The sequence below is a fragment of the Streptomyces sp. CRN 30 genome, assembly GCF_034105845.1.
This window is the reverse complement of the sequence record NZ_JAVRHI010000571.1, coordinates 41,274-58,335: the sequence shown is the minus strand read 5'-3', so window position 1 is coordinate 58,335 and position 17,062 is coordinate 41,274. Positions and strand designations below refer to the sequence as shown.

The 17,062-nt window shown below is 71.7% G+C and carries 15 protein-coding genes and 1 pseudogene; 14 read left to right on the top strand and 2 right to left on the bottom strand.

Annotation, left to right across the window (positions count from 1 at the left end; all coding sequences use genetic code 11):
• The 3 genes and pseudogenes from UW392_RS66510 to UW392_RS66500 form a co-directional block, all read left to right on the top strand.
• Nucleotides 1–753 (top strand): annotated as a pseudogene (locus tag UW392_RS66510) (hypothetical protein); the annotation flags it as partial.
• A 94-nt stretch (nucleotides 754–847) separates the two neighbouring features.
• Nucleotides 848–2,827, top strand: coding sequence for a threonine--tRNA ligase (gene thrS / locus UW392_RS66505; protein WP_320785173.1), 1,980 nt, complete (start codon nucleotides 848–850; stop codon nucleotides 2,825–2,827).
• Between the two features lie 150 nt (nucleotides 2,828–2,977).
• Complete coding sequence (locus tag UW392_RS66500) at nucleotides 2,978–3,526, top strand: HIT domain-containing protein (RefSeq protein ID WP_320785172.1); 549 nt, start codon at nucleotides 2,978–2,980, stop codon at nucleotides 3,524–3,526.
• Nucleotides 3,527–3,629: 103 nt separating this feature from the next.
• Here the strand turns inward: UW392_RS66500 and UW392_RS66495 are convergent, their stop codons facing one another.
• Entirely contained in the window at nucleotides 3,630–5,282 is a 1,653-nt protein-coding gene (locus UW392_RS66495; protein ID WP_320785171.1) for a hypothetical protein, read from the bottom strand.
• 184 nt (nucleotides 5,283–5,466) lie between these two features.
• Nucleotides 5,467–7,674 (bottom strand): elongation factor G-like protein EF-G2, encoded by a 2,208-nt coding sequence (locus UW392_RS66490; protein ID WP_320785170.1) that lies wholly within the window; start codon nucleotides 7,672–7,674, stop codon nucleotides 5,467–5,469.
• 205 nt (nucleotides 7,675–7,879) lie between these two features.
• Here UW392_RS66490 and pgsA point away from each other — a divergent pair, with 205 nt between their 5' ends.
• The 11 genes from pgsA to yajC all read left to right on the top strand — a co-directional run bounded on the left by pgsA (nucleotide 7,880) and on the right by yajC (nucleotide 16,970).
• Nucleotides 7,880–8,608, top strand: a complete 729-nt coding sequence (gene pgsA, locus UW392_RS66485; protein WP_320785174.1) for a phosphatidylinositol phosphate synthase — start codon at nucleotides 7,880–7,882, stop codon at nucleotides 8,606–8,608.
• A complete protein-coding gene (locus UW392_RS66480; protein ID WP_320785169.1) occupies nucleotides 8,605–9,513 on the top strand; it encodes a phosphatidylinositol mannoside acyltransferase in 909 nt (302 codons plus the stop codon). The genes pgsA and UW392_RS66480 overlap by 4 nt, the downstream gene beginning before the upstream one ends.
• Nucleotides 9,510–10,673, top strand: coding sequence for a glycosyltransferase family 4 protein (locus tag UW392_RS66475; RefSeq protein ID WP_320785168.1), 1,164 nt, complete (start codon nucleotides 9,510–9,512; stop codon nucleotides 10,671–10,673). Before UW392_RS66480 ends, UW392_RS66475 begins: the two co-directional genes overlap by 4 nt.
• A gap of 218 nt (nucleotides 10,674–10,891) precedes the next feature.
• A complete protein-coding gene (locus tag UW392_RS66470; protein ID WP_320785167.1) occupies nucleotides 10,892–11,434 on the top strand; it encodes a hypothetical protein in 543 nt (180 codons plus the stop codon).
• A 110-nt stretch (nucleotides 11,435–11,544) separates the two neighbouring features.
• Entirely contained in the window at nucleotides 11,545–12,459 is a 915-nt protein-coding gene (gene pdxS / locus UW392_RS66465) for a pyridoxal 5'-phosphate synthase lyase subunit PdxS (protein WP_320785166.1), read from the top strand.
• A gap of 7 nt (nucleotides 12,460–12,466) precedes the next feature.
• A complete protein-coding gene (pdxT, locus tag UW392_RS66460) occupies nucleotides 12,467–13,075 on the top strand; it encodes a pyridoxal 5'-phosphate synthase glutaminase subunit PdxT (protein WP_320785165.1) in 609 nt (202 codons plus the stop codon).
• A 48-nt stretch (nucleotides 13,076–13,123) separates the two neighbouring features.
• Nucleotides 13,124–13,876: a YebC/PmpR family DNA-binding transcriptional regulator gene (locus UW392_RS66455; RefSeq protein WP_320785164.1), complete on the top strand. Its 753-nt coding sequence runs from the start codon at nucleotides 13,124–13,126 to the stop codon at nucleotides 13,874–13,876.
• Nucleotides 13,877–14,005: 129 nt separating this feature from the next.
• On the top strand, nucleotides 14,006–14,563 hold the full coding sequence (gene ruvC, locus UW392_RS66450) for a crossover junction endodeoxyribonuclease RuvC (RefSeq protein WP_320785163.1): 558 nt from the start codon (nucleotides 14,006–14,008) through the stop codon (nucleotides 14,561–14,563).
• Nucleotides 14,560–15,165, top strand: coding sequence for a Holliday junction branch migration protein RuvA (gene ruvA / locus UW392_RS66445; protein WP_320785162.1), 606 nt, complete (start codon nucleotides 14,560–14,562; stop codon nucleotides 15,163–15,165). The genes ruvC and ruvA overlap by 4 nt, the downstream gene beginning before the upstream one ends.
• A 49-nt stretch (nucleotides 15,166–15,214) precedes the next feature.
• The gene (gene ruvB, locus UW392_RS66440) at nucleotides 15,215–16,288 is read left to right on the top strand and encodes a Holliday junction branch migration DNA helicase RuvB (RefSeq protein ID WP_320785161.1); all 1,074 of its coding nucleotides are present in this window, start codon (nucleotides 15,215–15,217) and stop codon (nucleotides 16,286–16,288) included.
• 175 nt (nucleotides 16,289–16,463) lie between these two features.
• Entirely contained in the window at nucleotides 16,464–16,970 is a 507-nt protein-coding gene (yajC, locus tag UW392_RS66435; RefSeq protein ID WP_320785160.1) for a preprotein translocase subunit YajC, read from the top strand.
• The last annotated feature ends 92 nt before the right edge of the window (nucleotides 16,971–17,062 follow it).

Sequence of the window (17,062 nt, the reverse complement as noted above, 5' to 3'; positions counted from 1 at the left end):
CGCGCCGCCGCGGCGGCCCTCGACTCCGTCCTGACCGGCCCGGCCGCCGGCGGCCACAGCATCACCGCCTACCTGCCCGCCGGCACCGGCCGCCCGCTCGCCGTCCGGCTCCACCAGGCCCTGCACGCCGCCCGCGAGGCCGTCGACTACCTGCGGGCCACCGGCGGCATGGACGCCTTCGACTCCGCCGTCGGCGCGGGCGTCAGCCACGAACTGACCGAGGCGCTCATCGCCCTGGTCCGGGGCACGGAGGGGGCCCGGATCTCCGTCGAGTGGGCCCCCTCCGCCGGTGCGCCCGAGGGGGGCGCGGCCGCCGCCGGACCCGTCGAGTTCACCCCCGGCGACCTGCCCGCACTGCGCGAGGCCGGCCTGCGCTACCTCAGGTCGGAGCCGTCCGTGCAGGTCCGCGTCACCGGCACGGTCGTGCGGATGCGCAGGCCCGGACCCCGGGGCCCCGGCACCGTACGGCTGCGGGTCCTCGCCGGCGCGGACGTCCCGCACGTCCGGATCACCCTCGACGAGGAGGCGTACCGCACCGCCGTCCACGCCCACCTCGTCGGACTGCCGGTCCGGGTGCGCGGCCTGCTGGAGAGCCGGGGCGGGTTCCGCCGGCTCACCGGCGCGGGCGAGGTCGTCCCCGTCCAGGTCGACGAGGGCGAGCGGGAACGGCTGGCCAAGGCGTTGCAGGAGCACGTCGAGGCGGCGGCCTTCTTCGAGGAGTCCTTCGAGGAGCGCGGCGAGGGCCCCGGCTAGCAATGATTTCGCGGGCAAGGGTGCCGGGTCGGTACGATCGCCCTTGCGAGCGCTCCGGTATGGCGCCGCGACCCACTTCAGTCAGGAGAGACCGGTGTCAGACGTCCGTGTGATCATCCAACGCGATTCCGAGCGGGACGAACGCGTGGTGACGACGGGCACCACGGCCGCCGAGCTCTTCGCCGGTGAGCGTTCGATCGTGGCCGCCCGCGTCGGCGGCGAGCTCAAGGACCTCGCGTACGTCGTCCAGGACGGCGAGACCGTCGAGGGCGTCGAGCTGTCCTCCCAGGACGGCCTGAACATCCTGCGCCACTCCACCGCGCACGTCATGGCCCAGGCCGTGCAGGAGCTGTTCCCCGAGGCCAAGCTGGGCATCGGCCCGCCCATCAAGGACGGCTTCTACTACGACTTCGACGTCAAGGAGCCCTTCACCCCCGAGGACCTCAAGCGCGTCGAGAAGAAGATGCAGGAGATCCAGAAGCGGGGCCAGCGCTTCTCCCGCCGCGTCACCACCGACGACGCGGCCCGCGAGGAGCTGGCGGACGAGCCGTACAAGCTGGAGCTGATCGGCCTCAAGGGCAACGCCGCGCAGGCCGCCGACGGCGCCGACGCGGAGGTGGGCGGTGGTGAGCTGACCATCTACGACAACCTCGACGCCAAGACCGGTGACCTGTGCTGGAAGGACCTCTGCCGCGGTCCGCACCTGCCCACCACCCGGAACATCCCGGCGTTCAAGCTGATGCGCTCGGCCGCCGCCTACTGGCGGGGCAGCGAGAAGAACCCGCAGCTCCAGCGCATCTACGGCACCGCATGGCCGTCCAAGGACGAGCTGAAGGCGCACCTCGACTTCCTCGCCGAGGCCGAGAAGCGCGACCACCGCAAGCTCGGCGCCGAGCTGGACCTCTTCTCCTTCCCCGACGAGCTGGGCCCCGGCCTCGCGGTCTTCCACCCCAAGGGCGGTGTGATCCGCAAGGTCATGGAGGACTACTCGCGCCGCCGGCACGAGGTCAACGGGTACGAGTTCGTGAACACCCCGCACATCTCGAAGGAGCACCTCTTCGAGATCTCCGGGCACCTGCCGCACTACGCGGAGGGCATGTTCCCGCCCATCCAGTTCGACGAGCAGAACTACCGCCTCAAGGCGATGAACTGCCCGATGCACAACCTGATCTTCAAGTCCCGGGGCCGCTCCTACCGCGAGCTGCCGCTGCGCCTGTTCGAGTTCGGCACGGTCTACCGGTACGAGAAGTCGGGCGTCGTGCACGGCCTGACCCGCTCCCGCGGCTTCACCCAGGACGACTCGCACATCTACTGCACCAAGGAGCAGATGCCCCAGGAGCTGGACACGCTCCTGACCTTCGTCCTGGACCTGCTGCGCGACTACGGCCTGACCGAGTTCGAGCTGGAGCTGTCCACCCGCGACGACTCCGACAAGTTCATCGGCTCCGACGAGGACTGGGAGGAGGCCACCGAGGCGCTCCGCCAGGCCGCCGAGAAGCAGAACCTGCCGCTCGTGGCCGATCCGGGCGGTGCCGCCTACTACGGCCCGAAGATCTCCGTCCAGGTCAAGGACGCCATCGGCCGCTCCTGGCAGATGTCGACGCTCCAGGTCGACTTCAACCAGCCCAAGCGGTTCGGCCTTGAGTACACCGCGGCCGACGGCTCCCGGCAGCAGCCGGTCATGCTGCACCGTGCGCTGTTCGGCTCCATCGAGCGGTTCTTCGGCGTCCTTCTGGAGCACTACGCGGGCGCCTTCCCGGCGTGGCTCGCGCCCGTCCAGGCGCTCGGCATCCCGATCGGCGACGCGCACGTGCCGTACCTGGAGGAGTTCGCCGTCAAGGCCCGCGCCGCCGGGCTGCGGGTGGAGGTCGACGGCTCCTCGGACCGGATGCAGAAGAAGATCAGGACGGCTCAGAAGCAGAAGGTGCCGTTCATGATCATCGTCGGGGATGAGGACATGAACGCGGACACCGTGTCGTTCCGCTACCGCGACGGATCGCAGGAGAACGGCATCCCGCGTGACCAAGCAATCGCCAAAATCGTTGACGTGGTCGAACGTCGCGTGCAGGTGTAGTCGTCGTCCCCGCTGGCGCGGGGATGCTCCAAAGATCCGCAAGGCGCACAGGCACAAGGTGCCGTCGTCCCCGCTGGTGCGGGGTTGAGGCCCCCGGGAATACCCGGGGGCCTTCCCCGTCCCCCCAGGCGGACGCCATATGCTGCACGTATGACGAGTGAGCCGGAGCAGCAGCTGGGAGTGGGAACGCCGGACGCGTTCCAGCGCCTGTGGACGCCCCACCGGATGGCGTACATCCAGGGCGAGAACAAGCCGAGCGGCCCGGGGGCCGACGACGGCTGTCCCTTCTGCTCGATCCCGGCCAAATCCGACGAGGACGGCCTGGTCGTCCGGCGCGGTGAGCACGTCTACGCGGTGCTCAACCTGTACCCGTACAACGGCGGCCACCTCATGACCGTGCCCTACCGGCACGTCGCCGACTACACCGAGCTGAACGCGGCGGAGACCACCGAGCTGGCGGAGCTGACCAAGCAGGCGATGACGGCGCTGCGCACCGCGTCCGGCGCGCACGGCTTCAACATCGGCATGAACCAGGGCTCGGTCGCGGGCGCGGGCATCGCCGCCCACCTCCACCAGCACGTCGTGCCCCGCTGGGGCGGTGACACCAACTTCATGCCGGTGGTCGGCCACACGAAGGTGCTGCCGCAGCTGCTGGGCGACACCCGCACGATGCTGGCGGAGGCATGGCCTCCGGCCTGACGATCCGGCGATATCCCAGCCCGTCCGGCGTCTGAGGACAAGGCCGCCAGGCCGTCAGGCAGTCACCCTGTACAGGGGGTCGTGGGCGCACCGCCCACGACCCCTACGCGTTGTACGTGTCCGCCTTGCCCGGTGTCGGGTCCTGCACCGCCCCGCTGAGGGATGCCGAGCGCGAACCGAACTTCTCCACGTTCACGCCGTTGTCCTCCAGCACCCGGATCGCCGCCGCGTGGACCACCCGCAGGACCGGCGTCGCGGCGCGCAACGCGTCGTCGGCCATGAAACGGTGCCGCCAGGGCTGCTCGGCCCAGGCGTGCCGCAGACCGAACGGCTCGGGCAGGGCCATCGAGCCGCCGAGCCAGTTCAGCGGCTTCGGGAACCGGTTGAGCGGGGCCCGCACGGCGAGGCGTACGACCTCCTGCGGCGGGACCAGCGGCAGCTTGACCGTGCGGCTCTCCCACGGCTTGAACGACTTGGGGACCGACTTGCTGGGCGCCGACGGCCCGCCGTAGAAGAGCCGGTGGACGGGGCCCAGCGCGTGGCCGGTGATCTCGATGCGCAGGGTCGAGTGCAGCACGGTCACCGTGACCAGCATCGTGAGGACCAGCTCGCCGTCCCACAGCACCCACTGGACGCCGAGGTAGTGGCGGTCGCCGCTGCCGAACTGCTGCTTGTTGCAGATCTCCTGCACCGCGTGCGGCTTGACCTGGTACGCCTCGACGTCCGTGCCGCCCGGCCGGCTCACCGCCCCGGCGTTCTCGTCGACCGGGGTGACGACCCAGTGCCGCAGCGACGGCTTGGGGAATCCGCCGGTGTTCAGCGGGCCGCGCTCCAGCATGCGCAGCTGGTCGTGGATGGACCGGATGACGTCCCAGCTCCGGAACGGGTTGATCTCCCGGGTCGGGTCGGCCGGCACCAGCTCCTCGGCCAGCTGCCAGCTGCCCCAGCGGGTGCCCATGCCGAGTATGCCCTTGGGGCCGGCGTAGAAGACCGAGTTGGACTGCTGCTCGGCGCCCAGCTCGGCCAGGGACTGGCGGAGCTTCTCGGCGTGCGTCTCACCGGGGTTGCTGGGCACCGCCTCGGGGATCTTGGCGCCCATGCCGCTGCCGGAGAGGACACCGCTCCAGCGGCTGCGCAGGTCCTTCGCCGTGCGCTCGCAGATCAGCTTGGCCCAGTACCAGCCGACGACGGGCATGATCACCGTCGCCCGCGCGTACCAGCCCCAGAAGCCGCCGAACGGCAGCTTGACCAGGAACAGCACGGCCAGCGCGCCGATCGCGAAGAGCAGGGCGGTGGCCAGGGCCCCGGCCTGCTTGTTGCTCGATCTGGCCACGGACGCCCGGATCTGGAAGATCAGCAGTCCGATGAGCAGCCCCGGCAGGAACAGCACCCCGCAGATCACGATCACCGCGGTCAGCTTGTCGTCCCGCTCCCGGCGGATGCGCAGCGCCGCCAGGCAGTGCTCGACGACCACCTGCGGCTCGGTCCCGAAGGACTGGATCAGGGGCTTGCGCCCGGACCCCAGCATGCGGTCCACGACGGCACGGGAGTACGCCTCGCCGAGCCGGGGACGGAAGAGCGCGAGCTTGCCCTTCTTGACCGTCGTCTTGTGCCACTCGTTGTCGGCCTTCTTGATCTCCTCCATCTCGCTGTCCCGGTACGCGGCCGAGGCCAGCGCGGCGGTCGGCGCCTGGCTGCCGTCCCCCGTCCGGGGCACCTGAGGCCCGAAGAAGTCCGCGTACCCGCCGTCGGTCATTCCCGCCCCCACTCGAAGCCGCTCTCGCATCTGCGGCCTTCCCGACTTCCGTGCTCCGCAACCCTGTTGATCAGGTCGTCAGCGTAACCCGCCGTTCCGGCGCACGTCGGCGGACGGCCGAGGCCGCCCGCCGACGGGAGGAAGGCGCCCCGCACGGAGACCGCCGGAGTGCGCCGGAGGCCGGCTACGCGCTCCCGCGCGCCTCCTCCCGGACCCGCTCCGCCACCTGCGGCGGCATCGGTTCGTGCCGGGCGTAGCGGCGGTCGAACCGGGCCGTGCCGTGCGAGAGGGAGCGCAGGTCCACCGCGTACCGCCCGATCTCGATCTCCGGTACCTCGGCCCGCACCAGGGTGCGCCCGCCGGCCGTCTGCTCGGTGCCGAGGACCCGGCCGCGCCGCCCGGACAGGTCGCTCATCACCGCGCCCACGTACTCCTCGCCGACCAGCACCGTCACCTCGGCCACCGGCTCCAGCAGATGGATGCGGGCGCCGGCCGCCGCCTCCCGCAGCGCCAGCGCCCCGGCCGTCTGGAAGGCCGCGTCGGAGGAGTCCACCGAGTGCGCCTTGCCGTCCAGCAGCGTCACCCGTACGTCGATCAGCGGGTGGCCGGCGGCGACGCCCTTGCGGGCCTGGGCCCGGACTCCCTTCTCCACGGACGGGATGAACTGGCGGGGCACGGCGCCGCCGACGACCTTGTCCACGAACTCGATGCCCGTCCCGCCCGGCAGCGGCTCCACCTCGATCTCGCAGATCGCGTACTGCCCGTGCCCGCCGGACTGCTTGACGTGCCGCCCCCGCCCGGCCGACCTGGTGCCGAACGTCTCCCGCAGCGACACCTTGTGCGCGACGACGTCGACCTGGACGCCGTACCGGCTGCGCAGCCGCTCCAGGGCCACGTCGGCGTGTGCCTCGCCCAGACACCACAGCACCACCTGGTGGGTGTCCTGGTTCTGCTCCAGGCGCATCGTCGGGTCCTCGGCGACCAGCCGGGCCAGCCCCTGGGAGAGCTTGTCCTCATCGGGTTTGCTGTGCGCCTGGATGGCCAGCGGCAGCAGCGGGTCCGGCATCTCCCACGGCTCCATCAGGAGCGGGTCGTCCTTGGCGGAGAGCGTGTCGCCGGTCTCCGCGCGGGCCAGCTTCGCCACGCACGCCAGGTCGCCCGCGATGACGTGCGTCACCGGGCGCTGCTGCTTGCCGAACGGCGTGGACAGCGCGCCGATCCGCTCGTCCGCTTCGTGGAGGGCGCGGCCCTCGTGGCCGCGGTCGGCCAGCCCGTGCCCGGAGACGTGCACCGTCCGGTCGGCGCGGAGCGTGCCGGAGAACACCCGCACCAGCGAGATCCGGCCGACGTAGGGGTCGGACGACGTCTTGACGACCTCCGCGGCCAGTGACTCCTCCGGGTCGCACGGCTTCAGCTCCCGCGCCCGGCCGTCCGGGGTGGTCACCCGGGGCGCCGCGCGCTCCAGCGGGGTGGGGAAGCCGCGCGTGACCAGCTCCAGCAGCTCCACCGTGCCGAGCCCCTGCCGGGCGCCCTCGGCCGCGGGGGCGGCGGCCAGGACGGGGAAGAACACCCCGCGCGCCACGGCCCGTTCCAGATCCTGCACGAGTGTCTTCACGTCGATCGGTTCGCCGCCGAGATAGCGGTCCATGAGGGTCTCGTCCTCGCTCTCCGCGATGATCCCCTCGATCAGCCGGTTGCGGGCCTCCTCGATCAGCGGCAGCTGGTCCTCGCCCGGCTCGGACTCCTTGCGCTCCCCGGTCGAGTAGTCGAACAGCTTCTGCGTCAGCAGCCCGGTGAGGCCCGTCACGGGCGCGTGCCCGTCGGGTGTCCGCGGTCCGTGCAGCGGCAGGTACAGCGGGAGCACGGCGTCGGGGTCGTCGGCGCCGAACGCCGCCGCGCAGATCCGCGTCATCTCCTCGAAGTCCGCCCGCGCGGCCTCCAGGTGTGTGATCACGATGGCGCGCGGCATGGAGACGGCCGCGCACTCGTCCCACATCATGCGGGTCGAGCCGTCCACGCCGTCCGAGGCCGAGACGACGAAGAGGGCCGCGTCCGCCGCCCGCAGACCGGCCCTCAGTTCACCGACGAAGTCGGCGTAACCGGGTGTGTCCAGGATATTTATCTTGATCCCGTCCCATTCGACGGGCACCAGGGACAGCTGCACGGAGCGCTGCTGCCGGTGTTCGATCTCGTCGTAGTCCGAGACACAGCCGCCGTCCTCCACGCGGCCGGCCCGGTTCAGCGCCCCCGCCGTCAGGGCGAGAGCCTCCACCAGAGTCGTCTTGCCCGAACCGGAGTGGCCGACCAGCACCACATTCCGTACGGACGCGGGATGGTCGGCCGCCTGTGCCCTGCCGGCGGCCCCGGGGTGTGTGTGCGCCTTGTCGCCCATGACTTGCCTCCCGTGCACGGTGAGGTCACTGTGGGCGCGGACACGCGTGAGCCGCGTGCGAGCGGCTCCGGCGACGCCCGCGGTGGTTCGAGCTTTCCACTCCCGTCACGCTGCGTCCATACGACGGACCCGAAGCCCCCGCGCGCGAGGCCCGCGGACCGGGCTCCGGGTGCCCGTCCCTCGCCCCCGCGCGCGCGTGGCTACGATGGGCCAGCCGGTGGCCAGCAGGGGCCGCGCGGCGACACCGACCGTCGGGAAGGCCATGCTGAACAAGTACGCGCGTGCATTCTTCACGCGTGTCCTCACACCGTTCGCCGCGTTTCTCATCCGCAGGGGCGTCAGCCCCGACACCGTGACGCTGATCGGCACCGCGGGCGTGATGGCCGGAGCGCTGGTCTTCTACCCCATGGGCGAGTTCTTCTGGGGCACGGTCGTGATCACACTCTTCGTCTTCTCCGACCTCGTCGACGGCAACATGGCCCGCCAGCTCGGCCGCTCCAGCCGCTGGGGCGCCTTCCTGGACTCCACGCTCGACCGGGTCGCCGACGGGGCCGTCTTCGGCGGCTTCGCCCTGTGGTACGCGGGCGGCGGTGACGACATCGTGCTCTGCGCCGTCTCGATCTTCTGCCTGGCCAGTGGCCAGGTGGTGTCGTACACCAAGGCGCGCGGCGAGTCGATCGGCCTGCCCGTCGCCGTCAACGGCCTGGTGGAGCGCGCCGAACGGCTCGTCATCTCGCTGGTCGCGGCGGGCTTCGCGGGCCTGCACAAGTTCGGCGTGCCCGGCATCCAGTACCTGCTGCCCGTCGCCCTGTGGATCGTCGCCGTCGGCAGCCTCGTCACGCTGATCCAGCGCGTCGTCACGGTCCGCCGGGAGTCCGCCGAGGCCGAGGCCGCGGCCGCGCGGGAGGCCCAGGGGAGCGAGGCCGCCAAGTGAGCGCCCAGGAGCGGCTCACCGACGCGCTGTACGGCGCCGGCTGGAGCACCGTCAAGAAGCTCCCCGAACCGGCCGCGGTCCGGCTCGGCCGCACTGTCGCCGACGCCGCCTGGAAACGCCGCGGCAAGGGCGTACTGCGACTGGAGGGCAACTACGCGCGCGTGGTGCCCGACGCGAGTCCCGAACGGCTCGCGGCGCTCTCCCGCGCGGGCATGCGCTCCTACCTCCGCTACTGGATGGAGTCCTTCCGGCTCCCCGCCTGGAGCCGCGAGCGGATCGCCGAGGGCTTCGACCCCAAGGACCTGCACCACCTCACCGAGGCCATGGACGCGGGCAAGGGCGCGATCCTCGCCCTGCCGCACCTGGCCAACTGGGACCTGGCCGGCGCCTGGGTCACCACCCACCTCGGCATCCCGTTCACCACGGTCGCCGAACGCCTCAAGCCGGAGACGCTGTACGACCGCTTCGTCGCCTACCGCGAGGGCCTCGGCATGGAGGTCCTCCCGCACAGCGGCGGCACCGCGTTCGGCACCCTCGCCCGGCGGCTGCGCGACGGCGGCCTGATCTGCCTGGTCGCCGACCGTGACCTGTCCGCCTCGGGCGTGGAGGTCGGCTTCTTCGGCGAGACGGCCCGGATGCCCGCCGGCCCGTCCCTGCTCGCCCAGCAGACCGGCGCGGCCCTGCTGCCGGTGACGCTCTGGTACGACGACTCGCCCGTCATGCGGGGCCGCGTACACCCGCCCGTCGAGGTCCCCGAGTCAGGCAACCGGCGCGAGAAGACGTCTGTGATGACACAGGCGCTGGCCGACGCCTTCGCCACGGGGATCGCCGACCATCCGGAGGACTGGCACATGCTCCAGCGCTTGTGGCTCGCGGACCTCGACCCCGCGAAGGGCCCCTCATGAGGATCGGCATCGTCTGCCCCTACTCCTGGGACGTGCCCGGCGGCGTCCAGTTCCACATCCGGGACCTCGCCGAGTACTTCGTCCGCCTCGGCCACGAGGTCTCCGTCCTCGCGCCCGCCGACGACGACACCCCCCTGCCCCCGTACGTCGTCTCCGCGGGCCGCGCGGTGCCGGTGCCGTACAACGGCTCGGTGGCCCGGCTCAACTTCGGGTTCCTGAGCGCCGCGCGGGTACGCCGCTGGCTGCACGACGGCGCGTTCGACGTCATCCACATCCACGAGCCGACCTCGCCCTCCCTCGGCCTGCTGGCCTGCTGGGCGGCGCAGGGCCCGATCGTGGCCACCTTCCACACGTCCAACCCGCGCTCCCGCGCGATGATCGCCGCGTACTCCATCCTCCAGGCCGCCCTGGAGAAGATCAGCGCGCGGATCGCCGTGAGCGAGTACGCCCGCCGCACGCTGGTCGAGCACCTCGGCGGCGACGCGGTCGTCATCCCCAACGGCGTCGACGTCGACTTCTTCGCCAAGGCCGAGCCGCGCCCCGAGTGGCAGGGCGACACGATCGGCTTCATCGGCCGCATCGACGAGCCCCGCAAGGGCCTGCCGGTGCTGATGCGGGCCCTGCCGAAGATCCTCGCCGCCCGCCCGCGGGCCAGGCTGCTGGTCGCGGGCCGCGGTGACGAGGAGGAGGCCGTCGAGTCCCTGCCGAAGGAGCTCCGTTCCCGCGTGGAGTTCCTCGGCATGGTCAGCGACGAGGACAAGGCCCGCTTCCTGCGCAGCGTCGACCTGTACGTGGCGCCCAACACCGGCGGCGAGAGCTTCGGCATCATCCTGGTCGAGGCGATGTCCGCGGGCGCGCCCGTCCTCGCCTCCGACCTCGACGCGTTCGCGCAGGTCCTGGACCGGGGCGCGGCCGGCGAACTGTTCCCCAACGAGGACGCCGACGCACTGGCCGCGACGGCCGTCCGCCTCCTGGAGGACCCGGAGCGGCTGGCTGAACTGCGCGAGCGGGGCAGCGCGCACGTGCGGCGGTTCGACTGGTCGACGGTCGGGGCGGACATCCTGTCCGTCTACGAGACGGTGACGGACGGGGCAGCGGCGGTCGCCACGGACGACCGGGCAACGGGGTTGCGGGCACGCTTCGGGCTGGCCAGGGACTGAGGGTTCTTCGGCCGCGGGTCCGCTGTGGCCGGTCGCGCAGTTCCCCGCGCCCCTGACGGGGCGCTGTTCTTCGCCCGCGTATCAGGAAGAGGGCACCTTCCAGCCCGTCCGGCGTTCGAGGACGAGGCCGTTCAGGCCGACGGGGGTCCGGGGGCGGAGCCCCCGGTGACGACGCCCACCGAAATAGACCCGGGCAGAGCCCGGTAAGTTGGCGTGGTGTGACCGCAACCCTCATCTGGATCGTCGTCGCCCTCATCGCCGTCGGCCTGTACCTGAGCTGGACGGCGGGCCGCCTGGACCGCCTGCACGCCCGCATCGACGCGGCCCGCGCCGCACTCGACGCGCAACTGCTGCGCCGCGCCTCCGTGGCACAGGAACTGGCCACCTCCGGCGTCCTCGACCCGGCCGCCTCGATCGTCCTGTACGAGGCCGCGCACGCCGCCCGGCAGACCGAGGAGGAGCAGCGGGAGGTCGCCGAGAGCGAGCTGAGCCAGGCGCTGCGGGCGGTGTTCGAGGACCCCCGGCAGGTGGAGGCGGTCCGTGCGGCGCCCGGCGGAGAGCAGGCGGCCGGCGAGCTGACCGAGGCGGTGCGCCGCGTACCGATGGCCCGCCGCTTCCACAACGACGCCGTCGGCGCCGCCCGCCGGCTGCGCGAGCACCGCAAGGTCCGCTGGTTCCGGCTGGCCGGCCACGCCCCGTTCCCGCTGGCCTTCGAGATGGACGACGAACCGCCGGCGGCGCTCGTCGACCGGACCGCGTAGGGGCCCCGCCCGAAAACGATCCACCGCCTCCTCATTGGCCCTTGCTGTGGCCTGGTCCGTTCACGTTTCCTCAGTGCTGCAGAAACCCTCTTCTCGTCAGTGAGGTCACCGTGTCCACCACGCTCTCCGAAAACCAGACCGTCCCCGCCACCGGCACCGCGCGCGTGAAGCGCGGTATGGCCGAGCAGCTCAAGGGCGGGGTGATCATGGACGTCGTCACCCCGGAGCAGGCGAAGATCGCCGAGGACGCCGGGGCCGTGGCGGTCATGGCCCTGGAGCGGGTGCCGGCCGACATCCGCAAGGACGGCGGCGTCGCCCGCATGTCCGACCCGGACATGATCGAGGGCATCATCGGCGCGGTCTCCATCCCGGTGATGGCCAAGTCCCGCATCGGCCACTTCGTCGAGGCCCAGGTCCTGCAGTCGCTCGGCGTCGACTACATCGACGAGTCCGAGGTCCTCACCCCGGCCGACGAGGTCAACCACTCCGACAAGTGGGCCTTCACCACCCCCTTCGTCTGCGGCGCCACCAACCTGGGCGAGGCCCTGCGCCGCATCGCCGAGGGCGCCGCGATGATCCGCTCCAAGGGCGAGGCCGGCACCGGCAACGTCGTCGAGGCCGTCCGCCACCTGCGCCAGATCAAGCACGAGATCGCCCGGCTGCGCGGCTGCGACAACAACGAGCTGTTCGCCGCCGCCAAGGAGCTGCGCGCCCCGTACGAGCTGGTCAAGGAGGTCGCCGAGCTGGGCAAGCTGCCGGTGGTCCTCTTCTCCGCCGGCGGTGTCGCCACCCCGGCCGACGCGGCCCTGATGCGCCAGCTCGGCGCCGAGGGCGTCTTCGTCGGCTCCGGGATCTTCAAGTCCGGTGACCCCGCCAAGCGCGCCGCCGCCATCGTCAAGGCCACCACCTTCTACGACGACCCGAAGACCGTCGCCGACGCCTCCCGCAACCTCGGCGAGGCCATGGTCGGCATCAACTGCGACACCCTCCCCGAGGCCGAGCGCTACGCCAACCGCGGCTGGTGACCACGGAGTGGACGACATACCTGTGATCGGGGTCCTGGCCCTCCAGGGCGACGTCCGGGAGCACCTCGTGGCGCTGGCCGCGGCCGACGCCGTGGCCAGACCCGTACGGACCCCGGACGAACTCGCCGAGATCGACGGACTGGTCGTACCGGGCGGCGAGTCCACCACCATCTCCAAACTGGCCGTCCTCTTCGGAGTGATGGAACCGCTGCGCACGCGCGTGCGCGACGGTCTGCCCGTCTACGGCACCTGCGCCGGGATGATCATGCTCGCCGACAAGATCCTCGACCCCCGCTCGGGCCAGGAGACCATCGGCGGCATCGACATGATCGTGCGCCGCAACGCCTTCGGCCGGCAGAACGAGTCCTTCGAGGCGGCCCTCGACGTCAAGGGCGTACCGGGCGATCCTGTGGAGGGCGTCTTCATCCGCGCCCCCTGGGTGGAGTCCGTCGGCGCACGGGCCGAGGTGCTCGCCGAGCACGACGGCCACATCGTCGCGGTCCGCCAGGGCAACGCACTGGCGACGTCGTTCCACCCGGAGCTGACCGGCGACCACCGCGTGCACGGCCTCTTCGTCGACATGGTGCGCGCGAACCGGACGCGGGAGTCCTTGTAGGATCTCTGGGGTTCGTAAAGAGTTGGGTAACGCGAAGGAGACAGGCAGATGTCCGGCCACTCTAAATGGGCTACGACGAAGCACAAGAAGGCCGTGATCGACGCCAAGCGCGGCAAGCTCTTCGCGAAGCTGATCAAGAACATCGAGGTCGCGGCGCGCATGGGCGGCGTCGACATCGAGGGCAACCCGACGCTGTACGACGCCATCCAGAAGGCCAAGAAGCAGTCGGTCCCGAACAAGAACATCGACTCCGCGGTCAAGCGCGGCGGCGGCCTGGAGGCCGGCGGCGCCGACTACGAGACGATCATGTACGAGGGCTACGGTCCGAACGGTGTCGCGGTGCTCATCGAGTGCCTCACCGACAACCGCAACCGCGCCGCCTCCGACGTGCGCGTCGCCATGACCCGCAACGGCGGCTCCATGGCAGACCCGGGTTCGGTGTCGTACCTGTTCAACCGCAAGGGCGTCGTGATCGTCCCCAAGGGCGAGCTGAGCGAGGACGACGTCCTCGGCGCCGTCCTCGACGCGGGCGCCGAGGAGGTCAACGACCTCGGCGAGACCTTCGAGGTGATCAGCGAGGCCACCGACCTGGTCGCGGTCCGCACCGCGCTCGTCGACGCCGGCATCGACTACGAGTCCGCCGACGCCAACTTCGTGCCGACCATGCAGATCGAGCTGGACGAGGACGGCGCCCGGAAGATCTTCAAGCTGATCGACGCGCTGGAGGACAGCGACGACGTGCAGAACGTCTTCGCCAACTTCGACGTCAGCGACGAGGTCATGGAGAAGGTCGACGCGTAACGCGCGCGCACCGGTTCCTCGACGGGCCGACGGGACACGCCCCCGTCGGCCCGTCGCTCTGTCAGTGGCACCCGATAGCCTGCGCAAACAGGTATTCGAGGGCAGGTTGTCGAGGGGAAAGAGGCCGGCGTGCGCGTACTGGGGGTGGACCCGGGGCTGACCCGCTGCGGGGTCGGGGTCGTCGAGGGCGTCGCCGGCCGCCCGCTGACGATGATCGACGTCGGGGTCGTACGCACCCCGGCCGACGCCGACCTCGGCCACCGCCTCGTCGCCGTGGAGCGGGGCATCGAGCAGTGGCTCGACGAGCACCGCCCGGAGTGCGTCGCGGTCGAGCGCGTCTTCAGCCAGCACAACGTCCGCACCGTGATGGGCACGGCCCAGGCCAGCGCCGTCGCCATCCTCTGCGCCTCCCGGCGCGGCATCCCCGTCGCCCTGCACACCCCCAGCGAGGTCAAGGCCGCCGTCACCGGCTCGGGACGCGCCGACAAGGCACAGGTCGGCGCCATGGTCACCCGGCTGCTGCGACTCGCGGCCCCGCCGAAACCCGCGGACGCCGCCGACGCCCTCGCCCTTGCCATCTGCCACATCTGGCGGGCCCCCGCCCAGAACCGCCTCCAGCAGGCCGTCGCCCGGCACGCCCGCCCCGTACCGACCGCATCGAAAGCACCGAAGGGCCACCCCGCATGATCGCCTTCGTCAGCGGCACGGTCGCCGCCCTCGCCCCCGACGCCGCCGTGATCGAGGTCGGCGGTGTCGGCATGGCCGTCCAGTGCACGCCGAACACCCTCTCCACGCTCCGCGCCGGCCGGCCCGCCAAGCTCGCCACCTCCCTGGTCGTCCGGGAGGACTCGCTCACCCTGTACGGCTTCGCCGACGACGACGAGCGCCAGGTCTTCGAGCTGCTCCAGACCGCCAGCGGCGTCGGCCCCCGCCTCGCCCAGGCCATGCTCGCCGTGCACAGCCCCGACGCCCTGCGCCGCGCGGTGTCGACCGGCGACGAGAAGGCGCTCACCGCCGTCCCCGGCATCGGCAAGAAGGGCGCGCAGAAGCTGCTGCTGGAACTGAAGGACCGGCTCGGCGAACCGGTCGGCGCCCCCGCCGTCGGCGCCCCGGTCAGCACCGGCTGGCGCGATCAGCTGCACGCCGCCCTGATCGGCCTCGGCTACGCCACCCGCGAGGCCGACGAGGCCGTGACCGCCGTCACCCCGCAGGCGACGGCCGCGGGCGGTACGCCCCAGGTGGGCCAGTTGCTCAAGGCGGCCCTCCAGACGCTGAACCGCGCCCGATAGCCGTCCGCACAGCCGCAGCGACCGTAGCGAGAACCGAGGCAGATCACGTATGAACTGGGACGACACGACCGACGCCGACGCCGCGGGCGACCGGCTGGTCGGCTCGGCCGCCGACCGTGAGGACCAGGCCGTCGAGGCCGCCCTGCGCCCCAAGGACCTGGCCGAGTTCATCGGCCAGCAGAAGGTCCGCGAGCAGCTCGACCTCGTCCTGCGCGCCGCCCGCGCGCGGGGAGCCACCGCCGACCACGTCCTGCTCTCCGGCGCCCCCGGCCTGGGCAAGACCACCCTGTCGATGATCATCGCGGCCGAGATGGAGGCACCGATCCGGATCACCTCCGGCCCCGCCATCCAGCACGCCGGCGACCTCGCCGCGATCCTCTCCTCCCTCCAGGAGGGCGAGGTCCTCTTCCTCGACGAGATCCACCGCATGTCCCGGCCCGCCGAGGAGATGCTGTACATGGCGATGGAGGACTTCCGCGTCGACGTCATCGTCGGCAAGGGCCCCGGAGCCACCGCCATCCCCCTGGAGCTGCCCCCGTTCACCCTGGTGGGCGCCACCACCAGGGCCGGACTCCTGCCGCCCCCGCTCCGCGACCGCTTCGGCTTCACCGCCCACATGGAGTTCTACGAGCCGGCCGAGCTGGAGCGCGTCGTCCACCGCTCCGCGAGCCTCCTCGACGTCGAGATCGCCGCCGACGGCGCGGCCGAGATCGCCGGCCGCTCCCGCGGCACCCCCCGCATCGCCAACCGCCTGCTGCGCCGGGTCCGCGACTACGCCCAGGTCAGGGCCGACGGAGTGATCACCCAGGAGATCGCCGCGGCGGCGCTGAAGGTCTACGAGGTCGACGGCCGCGGTCTGGACCGCCTCGACCGGGCCGTCCTGGAGGCGCTGCTGAAGCTCTTCGGCGGCGGACCCGTCGGGCTGTCGACCCTGGCCGTCGCCGTCGGCGAGGAACGCGAGACGGTCGAGGAGGTCGCCGAGCCGTTCCTCGTCCGCGAGGGGCTGCTCGCCCGCACCCCGCGCGGCCGCGTCGCCACCCCCGCCGCCTGGTCCCACCTCGGACTGACCCCGCCGCGCTCCGGCGGCGGTGGAAACGGACAAGGGGACCTGTTCGGGGCGTGACCTCTCCGTGACGGCGCGCGCATTGGCCCGGGAGGGAACCCCGGTGCCATCCTGTGCGTTGTTCCCTGCGCGCGGACTCGCTTAGACTCCGCCGATGCCGCCCTTGTCGGCGGCGTACCACACCCCCAACCATCAGGCCGCTCACATCGCGGTCGTGTGAAGGAAGTACCGACCCGTGAGTCTCGTGACCCTCCTCCCGTTCATCGTGCTCATCGGGGCCATGTTCCTGATGACCCGGTCGGCGAAGAAGAAGCAGCAGCAGGCCGTCGACATGCGGAACCAGATGCAGCCCGGTTCGGGCGTCCGCACCATCGGGGGCATGTACGCCACGGTCAAGGAGGTCAACGACGACACGGTCCTCGTCGACGCCGGCCCCGGCGTCGAGCTGCTCTTCGCCAAGAACTCGATCGGCGCCGTCCTCACCGACGACGAGTACAACCGCATCGTCCACGGCGTCGAGCACGACCTGAAGTCCGACGCGGACCTCGTCCCGGACGACGCCTCCTCCCTCACCGGGACCGACGCCTCCGCCGACGCCCCGGCCGACGCCACCGCCGCCGACGACAAGGTCGAGCTCGGCAAGAAGGACGCGGCCGACGAGCCCGCCGCCGACGCGAAGCCCGCCGAGGCGAAGACGGACGAGCAGCCGAAGAAGTCCGAGGGCGACTCCGAGGCGAAGTAGCCGTGCCCCGGGGCGCGCGGGCAAGGTCCGCGCGCCCTCGGACATGCGCGGTTCCCACGGGATCCCGACACCATGTCATGGCCGTCGGCGCA